Genomic DNA, 17,769 nt, shown 5'->3' with positions numbered 1-17,769 from the left:
TTGTAGAACTTTGTCAAAGTTTTAAACTTTTACAAAGTTTGGACTTCGCAGAAATCCTTACTTCCCTAATTTCTCAACCGTAACGCCATGCTGTAATTCTGCCAGTGTTTTTACCGGATATGCTTTAGAAACTAAATAACGAAACAGGATTAAACCTTTGGCCGTCGGGCTGTAAATGATTTTTTCTTTCGGAATATTTTTTAGTACTTCTGAAGTACTTCCTTCCGGTGCCAGATAATATTCGAATTTTGATTTTACTTTTTCTTCGTTTTCAACAAAGTAATTGGTTGTGTTTTCCTGATAAGCCGATATGGACCAATAAGTTGAATCAGGAACAATCCCGGAGATTTTAAGCACGTTTTCTTTTAAATCATAATTAATCGTAGAATACAAGAAATCAGGATTTGGAAGCGGAATTACCCTGCTGTTTTCAGCATTGGGCTGATCGCCAAATCTAGGAGTGTTTACATAACCTGCGCTTTTTTCGGCAAATTTACTTTGTACATAATAGGGAGTTGCCCATATAGTTAAGTAGTAAAATGTTATTGCAATTACTACAAGGATCAGGGCAAAAATGCCTTTCTTAATGAGTGGTTTTGTTGCTGCCATAATTTTTTATTTATAATTTAACCTGCAAGATTTTCAAGACCTTGCAGGCTATTAGAATTATTAGTTGCTGCTTCCTGCACTTCCCGGTTTAGTTACCTGTTTTACTAGATCTTGAAGTGTTTTTCCTTTGTCTGCTCCTGTATTGTGGATTCTTCTGTTGTAAACATCCTGCCAGTCAATCAATGGATAAACATTGTTTTCTTTGGCTTGCTCGTCAAATAATTTTTGAAGTTCAGCCAGTTTTTCAGGATATTTTTTGGCAAGGTTGTTACGCTCATTAAAATCTTCGTTTAAGTTGTATAATTCCCAAACATCTGTGTCGAAGTTGCTTGCTACAGGTTTTTCGTTTTTGCCTAAAGATTGTTTTACTGCAAATGAATCCGGAAGATGCGCTGCCGCCGCTTTCCATCCATCTTTATAAATCGCTCTGTTTCCAAAAATGTAGTAGTATTGTACCTTGTGTAATGACTCTGCTTTTGGATTGTCTAAAGAAGCCTGGAAAGAAGAACCCTGAATTTTATCCTGCTTAATTTCTTTAATGTACTCCGGAGCTTTAATTCCTGCAATATCTAAAGTGGTAGGAAGTAAATCTGTTACGTGGCTGTATTGATTTCTGATACCGCCTTTGTCTTTAATTCCGTTTGGATAAAATACAATCAGGGGATTACGAGTTCCACCTTCAGATTGCGCATCTTGTTTCCAGTTTTTGAAAGGAACATTTGTTGCCTGCGCCCATCCCAAAGGATAATTGGTGTTTAAACCTTTTGGCGTTCCAATTTCCCCAATATTTGCCAGATTACTTTGAAGATTTTCTTCATCTGATTTTCCTTGAGAAAACAAACTTTGATTGATAGTGCCTTGTAAAGTTCCCTCTTTACTTGCTCCGTTATCACCAATAGCAACAAAAATCAAAGTATTGTCCAGCTGATTATTTTCTTTTAAATAATTAACAACTCTTCCAATTTCAGCATCTGTATAAGTCAGGAATCCAGCGTAAGTTTCCATGAATCTTGCATATACTTTCTTTTGATCCGGTGATAATTTTTTCCATTCTGTAATAAGTGCGTTGCGTTCCGGCAATACAGCATTAGCAGGTACAACACCTAATTTCTTTTGGTTTGCCAATACTTTTTCGCGGTATACATCATAACCTTCGTCAAATTTTCCTTTGTAAGGTTCGATCCATTTTTCGGCAACCTGATGAGGTGCATGTACAGCTCCCGGCGCATAGTATAAAAAGAAAGGTTTTCCAGGTGCTGCTTTTTGCTGTTTTTGAATATAACTGATTGCTTTGTCTGTAATCAATTCATTTAAGTGGCGTCCGTCAGGTTTAATATGAACCTGATCTTCTACTAAATCAGGATTGTACTGATCAGTCTGAGAACCTAAGAATCCATAGAAATGATCGAAACCTTTTCCGGTTGGCCATCTGTCAAACGGGCCAGCATCTGTAGCTTCTTCATCTGGAGTAACTCCATATTTACCCACGGCAAAAGTGTTGTATCCGTTTTCACGTAAAATTTCTGCAATTGTCCCTTTATCAGATGGAATTCTTCCATCCCAGCCAGGAAAACCTGCCGATAAAATAGTGTGTGAAAAACCGCTTACGTGTACTCTTCCGGAATTTCTTCCCGTTAATAAAGCGGCACGCGTTGGAGCACAAATTGCTGTTGTATGAAAGTTGGTATAACGCAAACCGTTATTTGCCAGATTTTCAAAAGTTGGGGTTTGAATTAGCCCGCCAAAAGCACTTGCAGCTCCAAATCCAACATCATCTAATAAAATCCATACAATATTTGGAGCACCTTTTGGCGCTTTAACAGGTTCCGGCCAATATTCTTTAGAATCGGCTAAAGTTTTACCTATCACACCTTTAAACTCTTCTGGTTTATCTTGTGCCAAACCTAATTGGGCAACTAATAAAGCTGTAATTAAAAGCCCTTTTTTTGGGCTTTTAATTGAAAGGGTATTTTTAAATTTTTTCATAACTAATAGTTTTGTGGTTGATTATTAATATCCGGGATTTTGTGGTAAACCTACTGGGTCGATATTTCTTTCGCTTTGCGGAATTGGATAAAGATTATTTCTTTCTGAAACCGAGTTTTTAGCGGTAACTTTTTTTACTTCTGTCACCAGAGTTCCCCAACGAACTAAGTCAAACCAGCGTTGTCCTTCCTGAACAAATTCTTTTTTGCGTTCTTCCTGAATTGCAGCTCTAAATGTTACTTGGTTTAATCCTGTCAAATCGATTGTTGGGTCAGGAGTTGTAATTGGTTTTCCGTAAGCTCTTCTTCGTACCTGATTAAGTATTTCATAGGCTTCAGGTGTTGGTGCTCCCTGTTCGTTTATGGCTTCTGCCAGAGATAATAAAATATCGGCATAACGAATAAGAGGGAAGTTGATCGCTACGTTTCCTGGAGTTGCCAAATTGCTTAAATCCAAATATTTTTTGAAAATAGGTTTGGGGAAAGTATACAATGTTCCTGTAGTTGGGTTAAGCAGTTGTTTCGCATAACTTACATCTCTGCGTGTATCTCCAGGAGCATAAATATCATAAAATAAAGCTACATCTGAAACAATATCAGCAGGTTCTGTTGCAGTAAATCCAGTAAACGATGTCGCTTGAAAAGTACTGCCGCTTGATCCGTTTCCGGCTTGATTTGGCTCAAACTGAACAGAGAAAATATGTTCTTTGCCGTTCTTTTTTGTTTTGGTAAAAATATCCTGAAAGTTTTCGAATAAGGCATATCCGTAACCTCCGTTAATTACTTCTCTGGATTTTAAAATAGCATTTGGCCAGTCTTTTCTAGTCAGGTAAACTTTTGCTAAAATTGCTTTTGCAGCTCCAGACGTTGCACGGCCGGCATCTGCAGCAGGATAAGTTGCTGGTAAGCTTTCGGCATCTGTTAAGTCTTTAATAATTTGAGCATACACATTATCTACAGATTCTCTTCTGGATTTTAAACTTTCTAACTGAATAGATTTTGGTTCATGTAAAACAATTGGAACACCGCCCCAAATACGTACCGCCTGAAAATAAAGTAATGCTCTAATGAATTTTGCTTCATTGATTAATCTTGTTTTAACTGTTTCAGATCCTGATACTTTCGGGATGTTATCGATAGAGACGTTGGCTCTGTTGATACCGGCATAAATTTGTCTCCAGGCAACCTGAACACGGTCGTTAGTGGCATCATGTGTTAAACTGCTCATAGCTCTAACTTGCGGATTTGTTGCCGAAACTCCGGCAGCTGCATAATCAGACCCCATATCGGTTAAGAAATAGAGGTTTCTTCCAAATAAACTCTGTTCGCCCGGATCAAGACTCAGTGAAGCATATACTGCAGTTACACTCGCAACGGCATCATCTTGCGTAATGAAGTAATTATCTTCGGTTACAAACGAGGTTGGTGTTACCTCAAGGTCCGCGCACGATACAAATAGACCGGCGCTTAATAGAAATGTTATTATCTTTTTCATTTTATATTTTTTTTACTTAGAAAGTTACGTTCAAGCCAGAGACGAATGTTTTTGAGTTTGGATAAGAGCCAAAATCAATTCCAGGGTATAAATTGTTTTGTTCGTATGAACTTACCTCTGGATCATAACCAGTATATTTTGTCCATGTAATTAAATTTTCTGCTGATATGTAGAATTTGACACTTTTGGTTCCCAGTTTTTTAGAAACGCTTTTAGGTAAAGTGTAACCGAGTGTGATTAATTTTAATCGTAAGAATGAAGCATCTTCTACATAACGTTCAGAAACGATTCCTAAAGGAGAACTTGAAGCTCTAGGAATTTCATTGCTTGGATTTGTTGGTGTCCAGCGGTCTAATAAAGTTGATGCGGCATTTGTACCAAGTGTAGAAATTTCTAACTGCTGATTTAAAGCGTTGAATATTTTACCTCCATAAGATCCCTGGAAAGAGAAATTCAAATCGAAATCTTTATAGGAAATCGTGTTACTGAAACTTCCAACAAATTTTGGCTGAGAGGATCCTAAATCTCCTTTATCAAGAGCTGTAATTACACCATCGCCGTTTGTGTCAACATATTTTCTGTCACCAACTTTTGTATTAGCCAAACTATTAATTTTTGGCTGTGTATTTACTTCTTCCTGAGTTTGGAAAATTCCATTGGTTCTATATCCCCAGAAAGTTCCTAAAGGCAGACCTACTTTTACTGTTACAGGTTGTTGCTGCAATAATGAGCCGTTTGGCACCACAGGAAAGAATTGATCAACGCCGTTTCCTATTGCGACTACTTTATTTCTATTGGCAGAAAACACAATGTTGGAGTTCCATGAGAAGTTTTCTGTTTTTAGGTTTTCAGTTGTTAGACCAATTTCGATACCTTTATTTTCAACACCTCCAATGTTTTGAAGTACTGTTGAATATCCTGAGGTAAGCGGCACTGGAACGTTAATTAGTAAATCATTTGTCTTTTTGTAATAGACGTCAAAAACAAAATTTATTTTTCGGTCAAGTAAGGATAAGTCTAAACCAACATTGTATTGATTTGTTTTTTCCCATTTCAAATCCGGATTTGCTAATCGGGTAGGGGCTAATCCTGTGTATAATGTACCACCAAAAGAGTAGTTTACAGAACCCATTGCAGGTAAGGCAAGGTAGTTGCCAATTTCCTGGTTTCCTGTTGTTCCGGCAGTAATTCTAAGTTTAGCTTCGGTTACGCCTTTTATGTTATTTGCAAATTCTTCATCTGTAATATTCCAGGAGAAACCTGCGGATGGGAAATAACCCCAAAGTGATTCAGAACCAAATCTTGAAGAACCATCGGCACGTGCAGATAGTGTAAAGTTGTATTTTCCTTTATAAGAGTAATTTACTCTAGCAAGCCATGATTTCAGAACACTTTCAAATGCATCGCTGTATGGTTTTACTGCTACACCATCTTGCAGAGCATTATAAGTATTAGCATCATTTACAAAAGTATTGGCACCGGCATTCACTACTTCACCTTGCGTATATTGAAGTGTATAACCTCCTAAAGCTGAGAATTTATGATTTTCGCCGAAGTTAGTGTTGTAATTTAATGTGTTTTCATTTAATACAGAACTTACTAAACGGTCTCCTACAGAAGCTAAACCTTTTGTTCCGGCACCAGTTGTGGTGTTTGCAGGAGCATAGTAATTTTGTTTGGTATTTAATACATCACCGCTAACAGCTATTTTTGCCGTTAATTTTTTTGTGATTTTATATTCACCAAATAAACTGGTCAAAATTCGGTTTAGTTTGGTTTCGTTTGTGGTGTTTTCTAAATCATTAATCGGATTTGGAATGTAACCATTAACAGAAGTAGCATACGGATTATTGGTTACATTATAACTTCCATCTTCATTTTTGATTGGTACAACTGGAGCATTCAGTACTACACTCACAAGCGGGTTTGGATTTCGTCCTGCAGCGGCACCGCCATTTGTACCCACTCCGTTTGAGATTGAGTGGCTGTAATTTGCATTTACGCCGAATTTAAAGTTCTGAGAATAATTCTTTTCATAGTTTATACGAAGTGAAATTCTTTTAAAATCAGATCCAAGTACGATTCCCTCCTGATCAAAATATCCGGCAGAAACAGCATAACGGGATCTTTCGTCACCTCCGGAAAAAGACAATTGATGGTTTTGAACCGGAGCTGCAGTTCTAAATGCCGCCGACTGCCAATCGTAGTTCCCCGAAGTTTTTAAAGCTTCGATTTGTGCGGCCGAAAAAGAAGGTGCCTGACCAATACTTGCCTGAACATCATTTCGTAAACTTGCCCATTCGCTGGCATTCATTAAATGAAGTTTTTTTGAAATGTTTTGAAATCCAAAATATCCCTGATACGAAATATTATCCTGTCCCTTTGTTCCTTTTTTGGTCGTAATAATAACAACACCATTTGCACCTCGGGAACCATAAATTGCAGTGGCCGAAGCATCTTTTAGAACCTCGATAGATTCAATATCAGCAGGGTTTATTGTAGAGAGTACATTGACACTTGCGCCCGCAAAAGATACACCGGCAGAACTGTTTGAATTATCATTGTAAATCAAGATTCCATCTACCACATACAATGGTTCATTACCTGCAGTAATAGAGTTTCCTCCACGAATACGTACGCTTGACGAAGCACCCGGACGGCCGGAACTTTGTGTAACTACCACACCGGCTACCGCACCTCTTAGTAGGTTATCTGCCGATGAGGTTACCTGTGATAAATTAGCCTTTGGCACTGAAGCTACAGAACCTGTAATGTCTTTTCTTTTTTGAGTTCCGTAACCTACAACAACCAATTCGTCGAGTTCTTGTCTTTCTTCTTTTAAATGAATTGTTACCGGATTTTTTTCAACTATAATTTCCAGTTTTTTGTATCCAATGTAACTTACAATTAAGGTATAAGGAAATTTCTGACCTGTCTGAAAATAAAATTTTCCTTCAGCATCTGTCTGCACGCCGTGTGTTGTGCCTTTAATATTTACGGATGCACCTATAATTGGCTGATTTGTAATGTCATCAACTACAGTTCCATCGAGTTTAGATTGTATAAGCGGTGTTGTATTTTGTGCCTGAAATTGCAGGGATGTTAACAAAATTGTAACCCATAAAATGAGGTTTATATTTTTTTTCATTTCTTTGTAATGGTTTAAGTAATTAACAAGGCGCCCTGAGAGCTGAATTTTCAGCACTCTGATTGTTTCCTTGATTTAGTGATAAATGTTCTTTAAGCCTCGCCATTTCTGTTGCCGCAGAAATGGCTTTTTTTATTTACAGCAGCAGGTTTGCATTGTTTTCATTTTAGTTCTTTTAGTTGGTTAATTATTTTCTTTTTTAAATATAGATATGTTCAAAGATCTTTCTGCTGCAGTTTTAATGCACCAACGAGATGTTTGTAATTCAATATAGTAATCTTGTGGTGAAATTGAGATTTCGTTGTAAGATTTAGAAATTATCTTTTAACGAATTTATTGCGTTGAGAATTAGCAACAGAAGCACATATAACAACAATTGTTATAAGTATATTTTTTAGGAAAAATATAAGACGATATGCTTTCGGTTGTTTTCAAAATATAATTTTTTTGGTTTCAAATATTATTTATAAACTCTACTAATCCTATAGACAAAGTTAATTTTAATATAATAAAAACCAAAAAATTAAGGTATTTTTTTTGAAAATCTTAGAACTTCTTCCCTAATTTAGATTGTTTTATATGTGTAATTGTTTGATTTTTAATCTGTTGAATATTGTTTTTAAAATTAAAGCAATGTTAAAATATTTTTTTAAGGAAGAGGTAATTGTAGTATTTTACATTTAATTTCCTCGTTTTTAAAATCTTAGGAAATTAAAATTGATGCTAAAATCATCAAAAAATGAATCATAAAAGTCTTTACAAAGACGTTGAACTCAATAAGATTAAAAATTAAAGTTTAGAATGATAAAAGTGATAGTTTTTTCTGCAGTAAGATTCATAGAATGGATTTAAATAAAAAATTATGATGTAAATGGTTAATAATTAATTTATTAGTCTTATTTTTTTTTATAATTTTATGAAGTATAAGTTGTGTTAAAATTTAAAAACATTATTTACGGCAGTTATTTTTCAAAATACAAGTTAAAGAAATAGCACCATCTAAATAATAATCATAATTCTTACAAACTCATTGCCAATGTATTTATCTCTTTTTTTATTGATAAGATACCTAAGTTGGTTTTTTTCTTTCAATTAGATATTAAAGATGCTTAAGTCCTTAATATGATATATATCATTTTTTGTAAGTATTGAAGGTTTTAATTTTGATGTTTTATTGGGTGCTTGGTTTATTCAATAATTTTCTAAATTTTTAAATATGAGTAGTCTTTCTCAATCACACAGAATTTTATTTTTAAATACGCTTGCTTTTACTATATGTTTTGCGTGCTGGACATTAAATGGAGTTTTAGTGACCTATTTAGTAGATAAGGGCATATTCAATTTTACGGTGGTGGAAACAGGTTGGTTGTTAGGAATCCCTATCCTTTCTGGTTCTATATTTAGACTTCCTATTGGGATTTTAACAGACAAGTACGGAGGAAAAATTGTTTTCTCTGCTTTATTGTTTTTGTGTTCTATTCCTCTTTTTCTTCTTCCTTTTGCAGGATCTTTTTGGAGTTTTGCTCTGCTGAGCTTTCTTTTCGGTTTAGTAGGTACAAGTTTCGCCGTTGGGATTGGTTATACTTCAATCTGGTATCCAAAAGAATGGCAGGGAAGAGCTTTAGGAATCTTCGGTATGGGAAATGCCGGTGCAGCAATTACCACTTTTATTGCACCAACTTTATTAAATTATTTATCTGAAAAAGACCCTGCAAACGGGTGGAAAATACTTCCTGTTGTTTATGCTGTAACCTTGGTCGTTATAGGTTTGCTTTTTATTGTTTTTGCTAAAAATAAAACCAACAACGGTGTTTCAAAAAATATGAAAGAGCTAATGTCACCGCTTAAAAACATGCGTGTTTGGCGTTTTGGAGCCTATTACTTTTTGGTTTTTGGTTTTTTTGTTGCGTACTCGCAATGGCTTCTTCCTAACTTTATGAATGTATATCATACCACTTTAGTAATGGGAGGTATGTTTGCAACATTATTCAGTCTTCCTTCCGGTGTTATCAGGGCTTTTGGCGGATACCTTTCGGATAAATTCGGAGCCAGAAAAGTAATGTATTGGGTTTTAGGTTCTTCAATTGTAATTAGTTTTTTATTGATGTTTCCAAAAATGGAAATCTTTACTGCAGGTCCCGGAGTTATGTCTATGAATAATGGAACTGTAACAGAAATTACGGCCGATAAGATAGTTGTAAATGGAAAAACACATCAGATTACTTCAAAACAAGAATCGGATAATAAAGAATCTATTTTTCCTGTAAAAAACTCCTGGCAGGAAATTGTTGTAAAACAAAATCAGGAAGTTAAAAAGAAAGAATTACTGGCAGAAGGAATTACGCAAATTAAATTCAGTGCAAATCTTTGGGTTTATTTGGTTTTAGTAATTCTTATAGGTATTTCCTGGGGAATCGGGAAAGCGGCAGTTTACAAATACATACCGGAATATTTTCCAAATGAAGTTGGAGTAGTGGGAGGAATGGTAGGATTAATAGGTGGTTTAGGAGGATTTTTAGGCCCTATTATTTTTGGTTACCTGCTTAATTATACCGGACTCTGGACTAGTTCATGGATTTTTATTTTCATAGTTTCTGTGCTTTGTTTATTGTGGATGCACAGAACAATCATAAATGCTATGAATAGCAAATCACCAGAATTTAGCAGAGAAATAGAAGACAAACAATAAACTAAAATAGAATAAAAATGAAAACTTGGTTAGACAAATGGAATCCGGAAGATGAAGCATATTGGAATGCTGGCGGAAGTAAAATTGCTTGGAGAACTTTAATTATTACAACATTGACATTGACATTATCATTTGCCTCTTGGTTCATGATGAGTGTTATTGCCGTTAAATTACCCGGTCTTGGATTTAACTTTTCTAAAGATCAACTTTTTTGGCTAACCGCAATACCAGGATTGGCCGCTGGATTTCTAAGAATTATTCACACCTTTATTTTGCCAATATTTGGTACAAGACACGTAGTATCTATTGCAACGGCAATAAAGTTAATTCCCGTAATCGGAATTGGTTTTGCTATTATGGATGTTAATACGCCATTTTGGGTATTTGCTGTTTTAGCTTTTACTACAGGTTTTGGTGGTGGTGATTTCTCTTCTTACATGCCAAGTACAAGCTTATTCTTCCCTCAAAGATTAAAAGGGACAGCACTGGGGATACAGGCCGGAATTGGAAATTTTGGTGTTTCAATAGCACAATTTGTTACCCCGCTTATTATAAGTGTCGGAATTTATGGAGCAGCTTCTGGATTTACAAGTATAGACCCAAAAGAAGCAATTGCTCTTTTTCAAAATTCAAGCGTAGAAAAACAAAAAGAAGTTTTTGCTTCACTTGATGCAGATGTTCAGACAAAAATACTTTCTAATGTAAAGAAAAATGTAATAGATTCTGTAAGTACTGCAGTGAGTTCTAACGATAATGTAGTGGTATTTACTTCACTTCCGGTTAAAGCAAAAGCAAAAGCGATTGCAAATGCAAATCCAAAATTAGCCGAAAAAATCTTAAATAATATTAGTCCTGAAAATACAGCAGTAAAAAACACACAGATATATTTGCAATCTGCAGCGTTTTGGTTTGCTCCATTTTTAATAATTATGGCGCTTGTAAGTTGGTTTTACCTAAAAAGTATACCTATGAAAGCATCAGTTAAAGAACAGTTAGATATATTTTCAAATAAACATACTTGGTATTGTACTATCACTTATGTAATGACATTTGGAACTTTTGCCGGACTTTCTGCTGCATTTCCTTTAATGATCAAATTTTTATATGGAGATTTTCCTAATGCACCGGATCCTTTAGTATATGCTTTTTATGGTCCGTTGATTGGTTCTGCCAGCCGTATTGCTTTTGGATTTGTTGCTGATAAAGTAGGAGGGGCTATTTTAACTACAATTACAGGTTTAGGAATTTTAGCCGGATCAATTATTCTGGTTACACAAGGATTAGTAGCACCAACAAGTATGGAGCAGTTCCCGCTTTTTGTAACTGTAATTTTGGCAATGTTCTTTTTTACCGGAATTGGAAATGCAGGTACATTTAGACAGTATCCAATTATCTTTAAAGAAAATGCACGTCAGGCTGCCGGAGTAATTGGATGGACAGCTGCGATTGCCGCTTTTGGACCTTTTATCTTTTCTAAATTAATTGGAAATAATATTTCTTCTAATGGTACTGTAAATCAATTCTTTATTGGTGTTGCTTTTTTTGCTATATTAGCTACAGGTATCAATTGGTGGTTTTACAATCGTAAAAATTGTGAAAAACCAAGTTAAACAAGTAATCATTAAATTTTAATTAACGATGAAAAATAAAACGTTTAATACCAAGGCTCTACTCGTTGCTTCATTGGTTTCCATACTTACAATTATACTTGTATTTTATGGATCCAGAGAACTGCAGAATTTTGATGCAGCGTTAGTTACTTATTTATTTGGAACCGTATTTGCTTTTTTCGGAATCGTATATCGATATACCGTTTGGCTCCAGAGACCTCCAACGTGGATGTATTTTAAAAGAAGTATTAAGTTTCTTTTTACCGGAAAAGTATTTTCACATTTATGGTTTTTAGGAAAAGAATCTGTTCAAAATATTGTAGTGCAGCGATTTATTTATCCACGTAGTAAATGGAGATGGTTTGCCCACTTTTGTATAGCTATAGGATGTTTGTCCGCTTTTGCGATAACAATTCCACTAACATTTGGATGGATTCACTTTACATTGGCTCCCAATTCAATATCAATTTACGAGGCACATTTCTTCGGATTTAAGATGATGGATTTCCAAATAAATTCGTTTTTAGCGTTTCTAATTTTTCACGCTTTAAACTGGTCATCATGGTTAGTAATTATTGGATCTGTTTACTATTTAAGAAGAAGGTTAACAAATCCCGGATTAATTGCGACACAGACATTTGAAGGTGATCTTTTACCTTTAATTTTATTAATTGCAATATCTGTTACAGGATTGTGCCTCACTTATTCTTACCAGTTCATGAAAGGATTTGCCTATGATTTTCTGGCAGTAATTCATGCCGTAACGGTTATTATGTTTTTAATATGGATTCCGTTTGGGAAATTCTTCCATATTATTCAGCGTCCGGCGCAGATTGGGGCTCATATTTACAAGCAGGAAGGAATTAAAAAAGGAATGGCAGTTTGTCCTCATACCGGAGAAGAATTTGCAACACAGCTTCATATTGATGATTTAAAAATTGTGACAAAGCAATTAGGATTTGACTTTACCCATGAAGACGGAACTTCTCACCTTGATTTAAGTCCCGAGGGAAAACGATCACGATTAGCACAAGCACATTTAAAAGCCAGATTACATGGCGGAAATTTATTTGGATAATTAAAAATAGTTTCAAGTTTCTTTTGTTTCAAGTTTCTGGTTTGACGTTCTGTGAACAACCTGAAACTTGAAACTTGAAACAAAATAAAACAAAAAATAACATGGCAAAACTACCAGTATCAACTGAAAAAATAATTGAGGCTTTTGGTCCGCATTTGAATTATGCCCCTATAGACGGTTATGTAGGAAGAGATGAACCGGATGATGTTGTAAAAACACATTGTTGTTTCTGCGGTATGCAGTGCGGTATTCAATTATTGGTAAAAGAAAATAAAGTAGTAGGTTTTGAACCCTGGATGGAATTTCCTTTTAACGAAGGCCGTTTATGTCCAAAAGGGGTGCAACGTTATCTTCAAAATAACCATCCTGACCGTCTTTTGCATCCAATTCAGAGAGTAGAAGGAAAAGGATTTGAAAAAGTTTCATGGGATGATGCCATGGATAAAACTGTTTCTGAAATTAAACGAATTCAGGAAAAATATGGTAAACATGCTTTCTCGATGCTTTCTGGAGTTTCTCTTACCAATGAAAAAAGTTATTTAGTTGGGAAATTTGCCCGCGTTGCTTTAAAAACAAGAAATCTTGATTATAACGGAAGACTTTGTATGGTGAGCGCTGGTGCGGGAAATAAAAAAGCATTCGGGTTAGACAGGGCTTCAAACAATTATTCTGATTTGGAATATGCCGAGGTAATTATTGTGGCCGGAGCCAATATTAGCGAAACTTTTCCAACTTTAACACACTGGATATGGAAAGCTCGTGATCGTGGAGCAAAATTAATTGTCATTGATCCGAGAATAATTCCGCTTGCCAGAACAGCCGATATACATTTAGATGTAAGACCGGGAACTGATTCTGCTTTATATGGTGCCATGCTGAAATATTTAGTAGATCACGATATGCTTGATCATGATTTTATTGATAATTATACATCAGGATTTCAGGAGACAATTGATGCTGTAAAGGATTATACCTTAGAATGGGCTGAAGAAGTTACTGGAATTGATAAAGAAAAAATAAAAGCGGCTGCAGAGTTATGGGGGAAAGCTAAAACAAGCTTTTTACTTCATGCACGTGGTATCGAACATCACTCAAAGGGAGTTGATAATGTTGTAGGCTGTATCAATCTGGTTTTGGCTACTGGAAGAATTGGAAAACCTTACTGCGGTTACGGAACCATTACAGGGCAGGGGAACGGTCAGGGAGGAAGAGAGCACGGACATAAATGTGATCAGCTGCCTGGAAATCGAGACATTGAAAATCCGGAACACAGAAAGTATATTTCTGAAGTTTGGGGAATTGACGAAAAAGATATGCCCGGAAAAGGACTTACAGCTTATGAAATTATAGAAGCTATTCATAGAGATGAAATTAAAGGATTAATCTCTATTTGTTTCAATCCGCTGGTTTCATTACCAAACAACAATTATGTAAGGGCTGCGCTTGAAAAACTTGAATTTTATGTTTGTATTGATTTCTTTTTAAATGAAACAGCCCGTCATGCAGATATTGTTTTAGCAGGTTCTTTACAAGAGGAAGAAGAAGGAACAACAACTTCTGCAGAAGGACGTGTTATTCGTATCAGACAAGCTGTTACGCCTCCGGGAGAAGCCAGAACAGATACTTCAATTTTATTGGAAATAGCAAAAAGATTAGGTGAAGAAGATAAATTTACTTACGATAGCAGTGAAGCTATTTTTAACGAACTTAGAGTAGCCTCAAAAGGAGGAACAGCAGATTATTTTGGAGTTACGTATAAAAAGGTAGAAGATAATATGGGTATTTTCTGGCCTTGTCCTACAGAAGATCATCCGGGAACACCAAGATTATGGGAAGATAAGAAATTTAAAACACCAGACGGCAAAGCACATTTTAACCCTGCTCCTTATAAACTCCCTGGAGAAGTTACAGATGAAGAATATCCAATAACATTAACAACAGGTCGTGTGGTTTCTCAATATTTAAGCGGGACACAAACACGTAGAATAGGAAAACTGGTGGATCAGTTTCCTGAGCCAATGTTAGAAATTCATCCGGAACTGGCGGAAAAATATGGAATAAAACAACGTGAATTAGTCCGAGTTGCAACCAGAAGAGGAGAAGGAGTTTTTCCTGCAAATATTGTGGAGACAATTAGAAAAGATACTGTATTTATTCCGTATCACTGGCCGGGACATAAATCAGCCAATCAATTAACACCGGGAACTTTAGATCCAATTTCTAAAATACCGGAATTTAAAGTCTGCGCCTGCTTATTAGATCCTCTGGGTAAAATAGCACCGCCATCGAAAGAATCTGAAGCTTATGCAAGTGTTTAATCTATAAAAATGAACTTATGAATTTAACCAATTTTAATACAAGTGAAGAATTTTTTGTAGACATGCAGCGCTGCATTGGCTGTAAAGCATGTGAAATGGCCTGCGCCGAATGTGAAACAAACGGACAGCAGACCTTAATCAGCGTTAATTATGTAGATCGTGCATCGACAATCCAGACAACAGTACAAGTTTGTATGCATTGCGAAGATCCTGTTTGTGCAAATGTCTGTCCTGCTGATGCGATTTCGCAGGATGAATTTGGAGTGGTGCATACCGCAAGCACAGAAAGATGTATAGGATGTTCAAACTGTGTAATGGCTTGTCCTTTTGGAGTACCTAAAAAAGTGGAAGAATACGATTTGATGATGAAATGCACTATGTGTTATGATAGAACAAGTGTTGGTAAAAAACCAATGTGTGCCACAGTTTGTCCAAGCGGAGCGTTGTTCTATGGTACAAGAGAACAAATCGAAGAAATGCGACCAAATAGCACACCAATTAACAATTTCATTTTTGGACAGGAAAAAGTTAAAACAAAAGTCAATATTATGATGCCAAAAGGCAGCACAGAATTAAGAATTTATTAAATCCGAGTCATGTCAAAAGAAGATAATTTAAATAAAAACTGGAAAAAAGATTTCCCAATAAAAAAACAGGAATCAACTCAGGTCAGCCGACGCGATTTTGCTAAATTCCTAACTTTTGTTTCCGGAGGATTAATGGTTGGAAGTGGATTTGTTACTGCAAAAGCTTTTTTACTGCCAAAAGAAGAAGTTCAGGGTGAGCATTTTATCTGCAATAAAGAAGATATTCCTGTTGGCGGAACAAGAGGTTTTGTGCTTGAAGGAAGTACGATTCCGTATATTTTGATACATCTGGAAAGTGGTGAGTTTAAGGCTTATGAACAAAAATGCACACACCTTTCCTGTTCTGTATACTACAAACCAGGAACCGGGATTATACACTGTCCTTGTCATGAAGGATCATTTGATGCTAAAACCGGAGATGTAATTGCAGGCCCTCCACCAAGGGCTTTACCTCAATTAGAGGTTGTATTTAAGGAAAATGCAGTTTTTGTAAAAGCGTACATCGAAAAGAAAGAAAGCTGATTGTATAATTTAAATTTATAAGTATGAGTACTTTTAGACGAAGTCAAAACAGATCAAATCCCAATAAGCTGAATAATATACTTTCGACACTTATTTTTATTTTAATTCTTAATGTAAGTATCCAAATTTGGCTTTTATATGCTTCTTTAAATAATGCTTTAGACAACAATAAAGAAATTTTAATTCCCGCTTTTATAGCATCGGCAATCTTATTTTTTATTGGATTTGCCTGGCTGTATTATCTTCCAAAAGGAAATTTTAGAAGAAAACAACTTTAATCATCTTGATTTAAAAGCTATTTAAGTTTTTCTGAACATATTTAAAAGAATTAAACTAAATTTATATCTTTTAAAATTATTTAGGTACTAATGAATTTAACTAAGTAAAAATACTTATATTTGTAATAAGTATTTTTTTGCTTATAATAAAATAGCAATAATGATTAAAGTAGAAGAGGCCATAGCGATTATTGAAGCAAACAGCACAAAAATGCCTGTAGAGCTAATTTCAGTACACAAAGCATTAGGTTATGTTTTGGCTGAAAAAGTGTTTTCTCCAATTAATATGCCGCCGTTTCGTCAGTCGGCTATGGATGGTTATGCTTTTATTCATAGTATAAAACATCAATATGATGTGGTAGGTATTTCTCAGGCAGGAGATCATTCAAATATAAAGTTGAAACCTAATGAAGCAATAAGAATATTTACAGGGGCTTTTGTACCGGATGCAGCTGACACAGTAGTCATGCAGGAACATGTAATGGCAAATAAAGATTCAATTTTAATTGCCACAATGCCTCCAAAACTTTCTAATGTGCGCCCAAAAGGAGAACAGATTGGTAAAGATGAAGTAGTGTTTGAAGCGGGTACATTGATAACTCCCGCTGCAATTGGTTTTTTAGCCAGCTTGGGAATTACAGAAATTGAAGTTTATAAAAAGCCCAAAGTTGCAGTCTTAGTTACTGGAAACGAATTGGTAAAACCTGGAAAAAATCTTAAAAAAGGAAAAATATTTGAAAGTAATTCGGTTATGCTGGAAGCAGCACTTCAGACTATCGGAATCAAAAAAACAAAAGTTTATCGTGTAAAAGATAATTTAAAAGCAACAAAACAAGCGCTTAAAAGCATTCTGAAAAAATTTGATATAGTTTTAATTTCCGGTGGGATTTCAGTTGGTGATTATGATTTTGTGAAAGAAGCTTTATTGCAGAATAACGTAAAGGAACTCTTCTATAAAATCAATCAAAAGCCAGGAAAACCAATGTTCTTTGGCTCTAAAAATGAAACTTTAGTTTTTGCTCTGCCGGGAAATCCAGCTTCATCACTGACAAATTTTTATATTTATGTTTCTCCCGCAGTAAAAAACAAAATGGGTTTTTCTGAAATACATAAACCAAAAGTAGTTAGGAAATTAAATGCAGCTATTACAAACAATACAGGAAAGACATTGTTTTTAAAAGCCAGATACGACGAAACAAATGTTACGGTTTTAAATGGTCAAAGTTCAGCAATGCTTAACACTTTTGCTATTGCCAACAGTTTGTTAATCGTACCGCAAGATGTAGAAGAATATAAAAAAAATCAATTGGTGACTTTATTGCCCATAGATTAAAATAAAAAAATAGAAAAAGAGTAGAAATAGATTTTTAAGTATAAAGGCAAATAGCGGTATATAATTTAAAACATATAGCTGAAAAAACTTGAAACTTGAAACAAAGAAAAACTGAAA

Annotated in this window: 12 protein-coding genes; 8 read left to right on the top strand and 4 right to left on the bottom strand. The window is 35.2% G+C overall.

Annotation, left to right across the window (positions count from 1 at the left end; translation table 11 throughout):
- Positions 1-57: 57 nt before the first annotated feature.
- From BKM63_RS22555 to BKM63_RS22540, 4 genes are read right to left on the bottom strand one after another with little or no spacing between them, the layout of a single operon-like run.
- Complete coding sequence (locus tag BKM63_RS22555) at positions 58-609, bottom strand: DUF1254 domain-containing protein (RefSeq protein ID WP_071638830.1); 552 nt, start codon at positions 607-609, stop codon at positions 58-60.
- Between the two features lie 60 nt (positions 610-669).
- Complete coding sequence (locus tag BKM63_RS22550) at positions 670-2,595, bottom strand: arylsulfatase (RefSeq protein ID WP_071638829.1); 1,926 nt, start codon at positions 2,593-2,595, stop codon at positions 670-672.
- A 24-nt stretch (positions 2,596-2,619) separates the two neighbouring features.
- Entirely contained in the window at positions 2,620-4,089 is a 1,470-nt protein-coding gene (locus BKM63_RS22545; RefSeq protein WP_071638828.1) for a RagB/SusD family nutrient uptake outer membrane protein, read from the bottom strand.
- A gap of 16 nt (positions 4,090-4,105) precedes the next feature.
- Positions 4,106-7,237 (bottom strand): SusC/RagA family TonB-linked outer membrane protein, encoded by a 3,132-nt coding sequence (locus BKM63_RS22540; protein WP_071638827.1) that lies wholly within the window; start codon positions 7,235-7,237, stop codon positions 4,106-4,108.
- Between the two features lie 1,216 nt (positions 7,238-8,453).
- Here BKM63_RS22540 and BKM63_RS22535 point away from each other — a divergent pair.
- The 8 genes from BKM63_RS22535 to BKM63_RS22500 all read left to right on the top strand — a co-directional run bounded on the left by BKM63_RS22535 (position 8,454) and on the right by BKM63_RS22500 (position 17,652).
- A complete protein-coding gene (locus BKM63_RS22535) occupies positions 8,454-9,926 on the top strand; it encodes an MFS transporter (RefSeq protein WP_071638826.1) in 1,473 nt (490 codons plus the stop codon).
- Between the two features lie 17 nt (positions 9,927-9,943).
- Positions 9,944-11,536, top strand: coding sequence for a magnesium transporter MgtE N-terminal domain-containing protein (locus BKM63_RS22530; protein ID WP_071638825.1), 1,593 nt, complete (start codon positions 9,944-9,946; stop codon positions 11,534-11,536).
- 28 nt (positions 11,537-11,564) lie between these two features.
- Positions 11,565-12,614, top strand: a complete 1,050-nt coding sequence (locus tag BKM63_RS22525; protein WP_071638824.1) for an MFS transporter — start codon at positions 11,565-11,567, stop codon at positions 12,612-12,614.
- Positions 12,615-12,715: 101 nt separating this feature from the next.
- Positions 12,716-14,932 (top strand): molybdopterin oxidoreductase family protein, encoded by a 2,217-nt coding sequence (locus BKM63_RS22520; protein ID WP_071638989.1) that lies wholly within the window; start codon positions 12,716-12,718, stop codon positions 14,930-14,932.
- Between the two features lie 17 nt (positions 14,933-14,949).
- Entirely contained in the window at positions 14,950-15,519 is a 570-nt protein-coding gene (locus BKM63_RS22515) for a 4Fe-4S dicluster domain-containing protein (RefSeq protein WP_071638823.1), read from the top strand.
- Positions 15,520-15,528: 9 nt separating this feature from the next.
- On the top strand, positions 15,529-16,041 hold the full coding sequence (locus BKM63_RS22510) for a Rieske (2Fe-2S) protein (protein WP_071638822.1): 513 nt from the start codon (positions 15,529-15,531) through the stop codon (positions 16,039-16,041).
- 23 nt (positions 16,042-16,064) lie between these two features.
- Positions 16,065-16,319 carry a DUF6755 family protein gene (locus BKM63_RS22505; protein ID WP_071638821.1) on the top strand — a complete coding sequence of 85 codons (255 nt, stop codon included), beginning with the start codon at positions 16,065-16,067 and terminating at the stop codon, positions 16,317-16,319.
- 160 nt (positions 16,320-16,479) lie between these two features.
- Positions 16,480-17,652 carry a molybdopterin molybdotransferase MoeA gene (locus BKM63_RS22500; protein ID WP_071638820.1) on the top strand — a complete coding sequence of 391 codons (1,173 nt, stop codon included), beginning with the start codon at positions 16,480-16,482 and terminating at the stop codon, positions 17,650-17,652.
- Positions 17,653-17,769 lie beyond the last annotated feature (117 nt).

The sequence above is a fragment of the Flavobacterium johnsoniae genome (genome assembly GCF_001879205.1).
Classification (GTDB): domain Bacteria; phylum Bacteroidota; class Bacteroidia; order Flavobacteriales; family Flavobacteriaceae; genus Flavobacterium; species Flavobacterium johnsoniae_A.
The sequence above is the reverse complement of the archived record's forward strand: the minus strand, read 5'-3'. Positions and strand labels throughout refer to the sequence as shown.

Coding starts and splice junctions, on each gene's coding strand:
- BKM63_RS22555 (WP_071638830.1), bottom strand. CDS start 609: ATGGCAGCAACAAAACCACTCATTAAGAAAGGCATTTTTGCCCTGATC.
- BKM63_RS22550 (WP_071638829.1), bottom strand. CDS start 2,595: ATGAAAAAATTTAAAAATACCCTTTCAATTAAAAGCCCAAAAAAAGGG.
- BKM63_RS22545 (WP_071638828.1), bottom strand. CDS start 4,089: ATGAAAAAGATAATAACATTTCTATTAAGCGCCGGTCTATTTGTATCG.
- BKM63_RS22540 (WP_071638827.1), bottom strand. CDS start 7,237: ATGAAAAAAAATATAAACCTCATTTTATGGGTTACAATTTTGTTAACA.
- BKM63_RS22535 (WP_071638826.1), top strand. CDS start 8,454: ATGAGTAGTCTTTCTCAATCACACAGAATTTTATTTTTAAATACGCTT.
- BKM63_RS22530 (WP_071638825.1), top strand. CDS start 9,944: ATGAAAACTTGGTTAGACAAATGGAATCCGGAAGATGAAGCATATTGG.
- BKM63_RS22525 (WP_071638824.1), top strand. CDS start 11,565: ATGAAAAATAAAACGTTTAATACCAAGGCTCTACTCGTTGCTTCATTG.
- BKM63_RS22520 (WP_071638989.1), top strand. CDS start 12,716: ATGGCAAAACTACCAGTATCAACTGAAAAAATAATTGAGGCTTTTGGT.
- BKM63_RS22515 (WP_071638823.1), top strand. CDS start 14,950: ATGAATTTAACCAATTTTAATACAAGTGAAGAATTTTTTGTAGACATG.
- BKM63_RS22510 (WP_071638822.1), top strand. CDS start 15,529: ATGTCAAAAGAAGATAATTTAAATAAAAACTGGAAAAAAGATTTCCCA.
- BKM63_RS22505 (WP_071638821.1), top strand. CDS start 16,065: ATGAGTACTTTTAGACGAAGTCAAAACAGATCAAATCCCAATAAGCTG.
- BKM63_RS22500 (WP_071638820.1), top strand. CDS start 16,480: ATGATTAAAGTAGAAGAGGCCATAGCGATTATTGAAGCAAACAGCACA.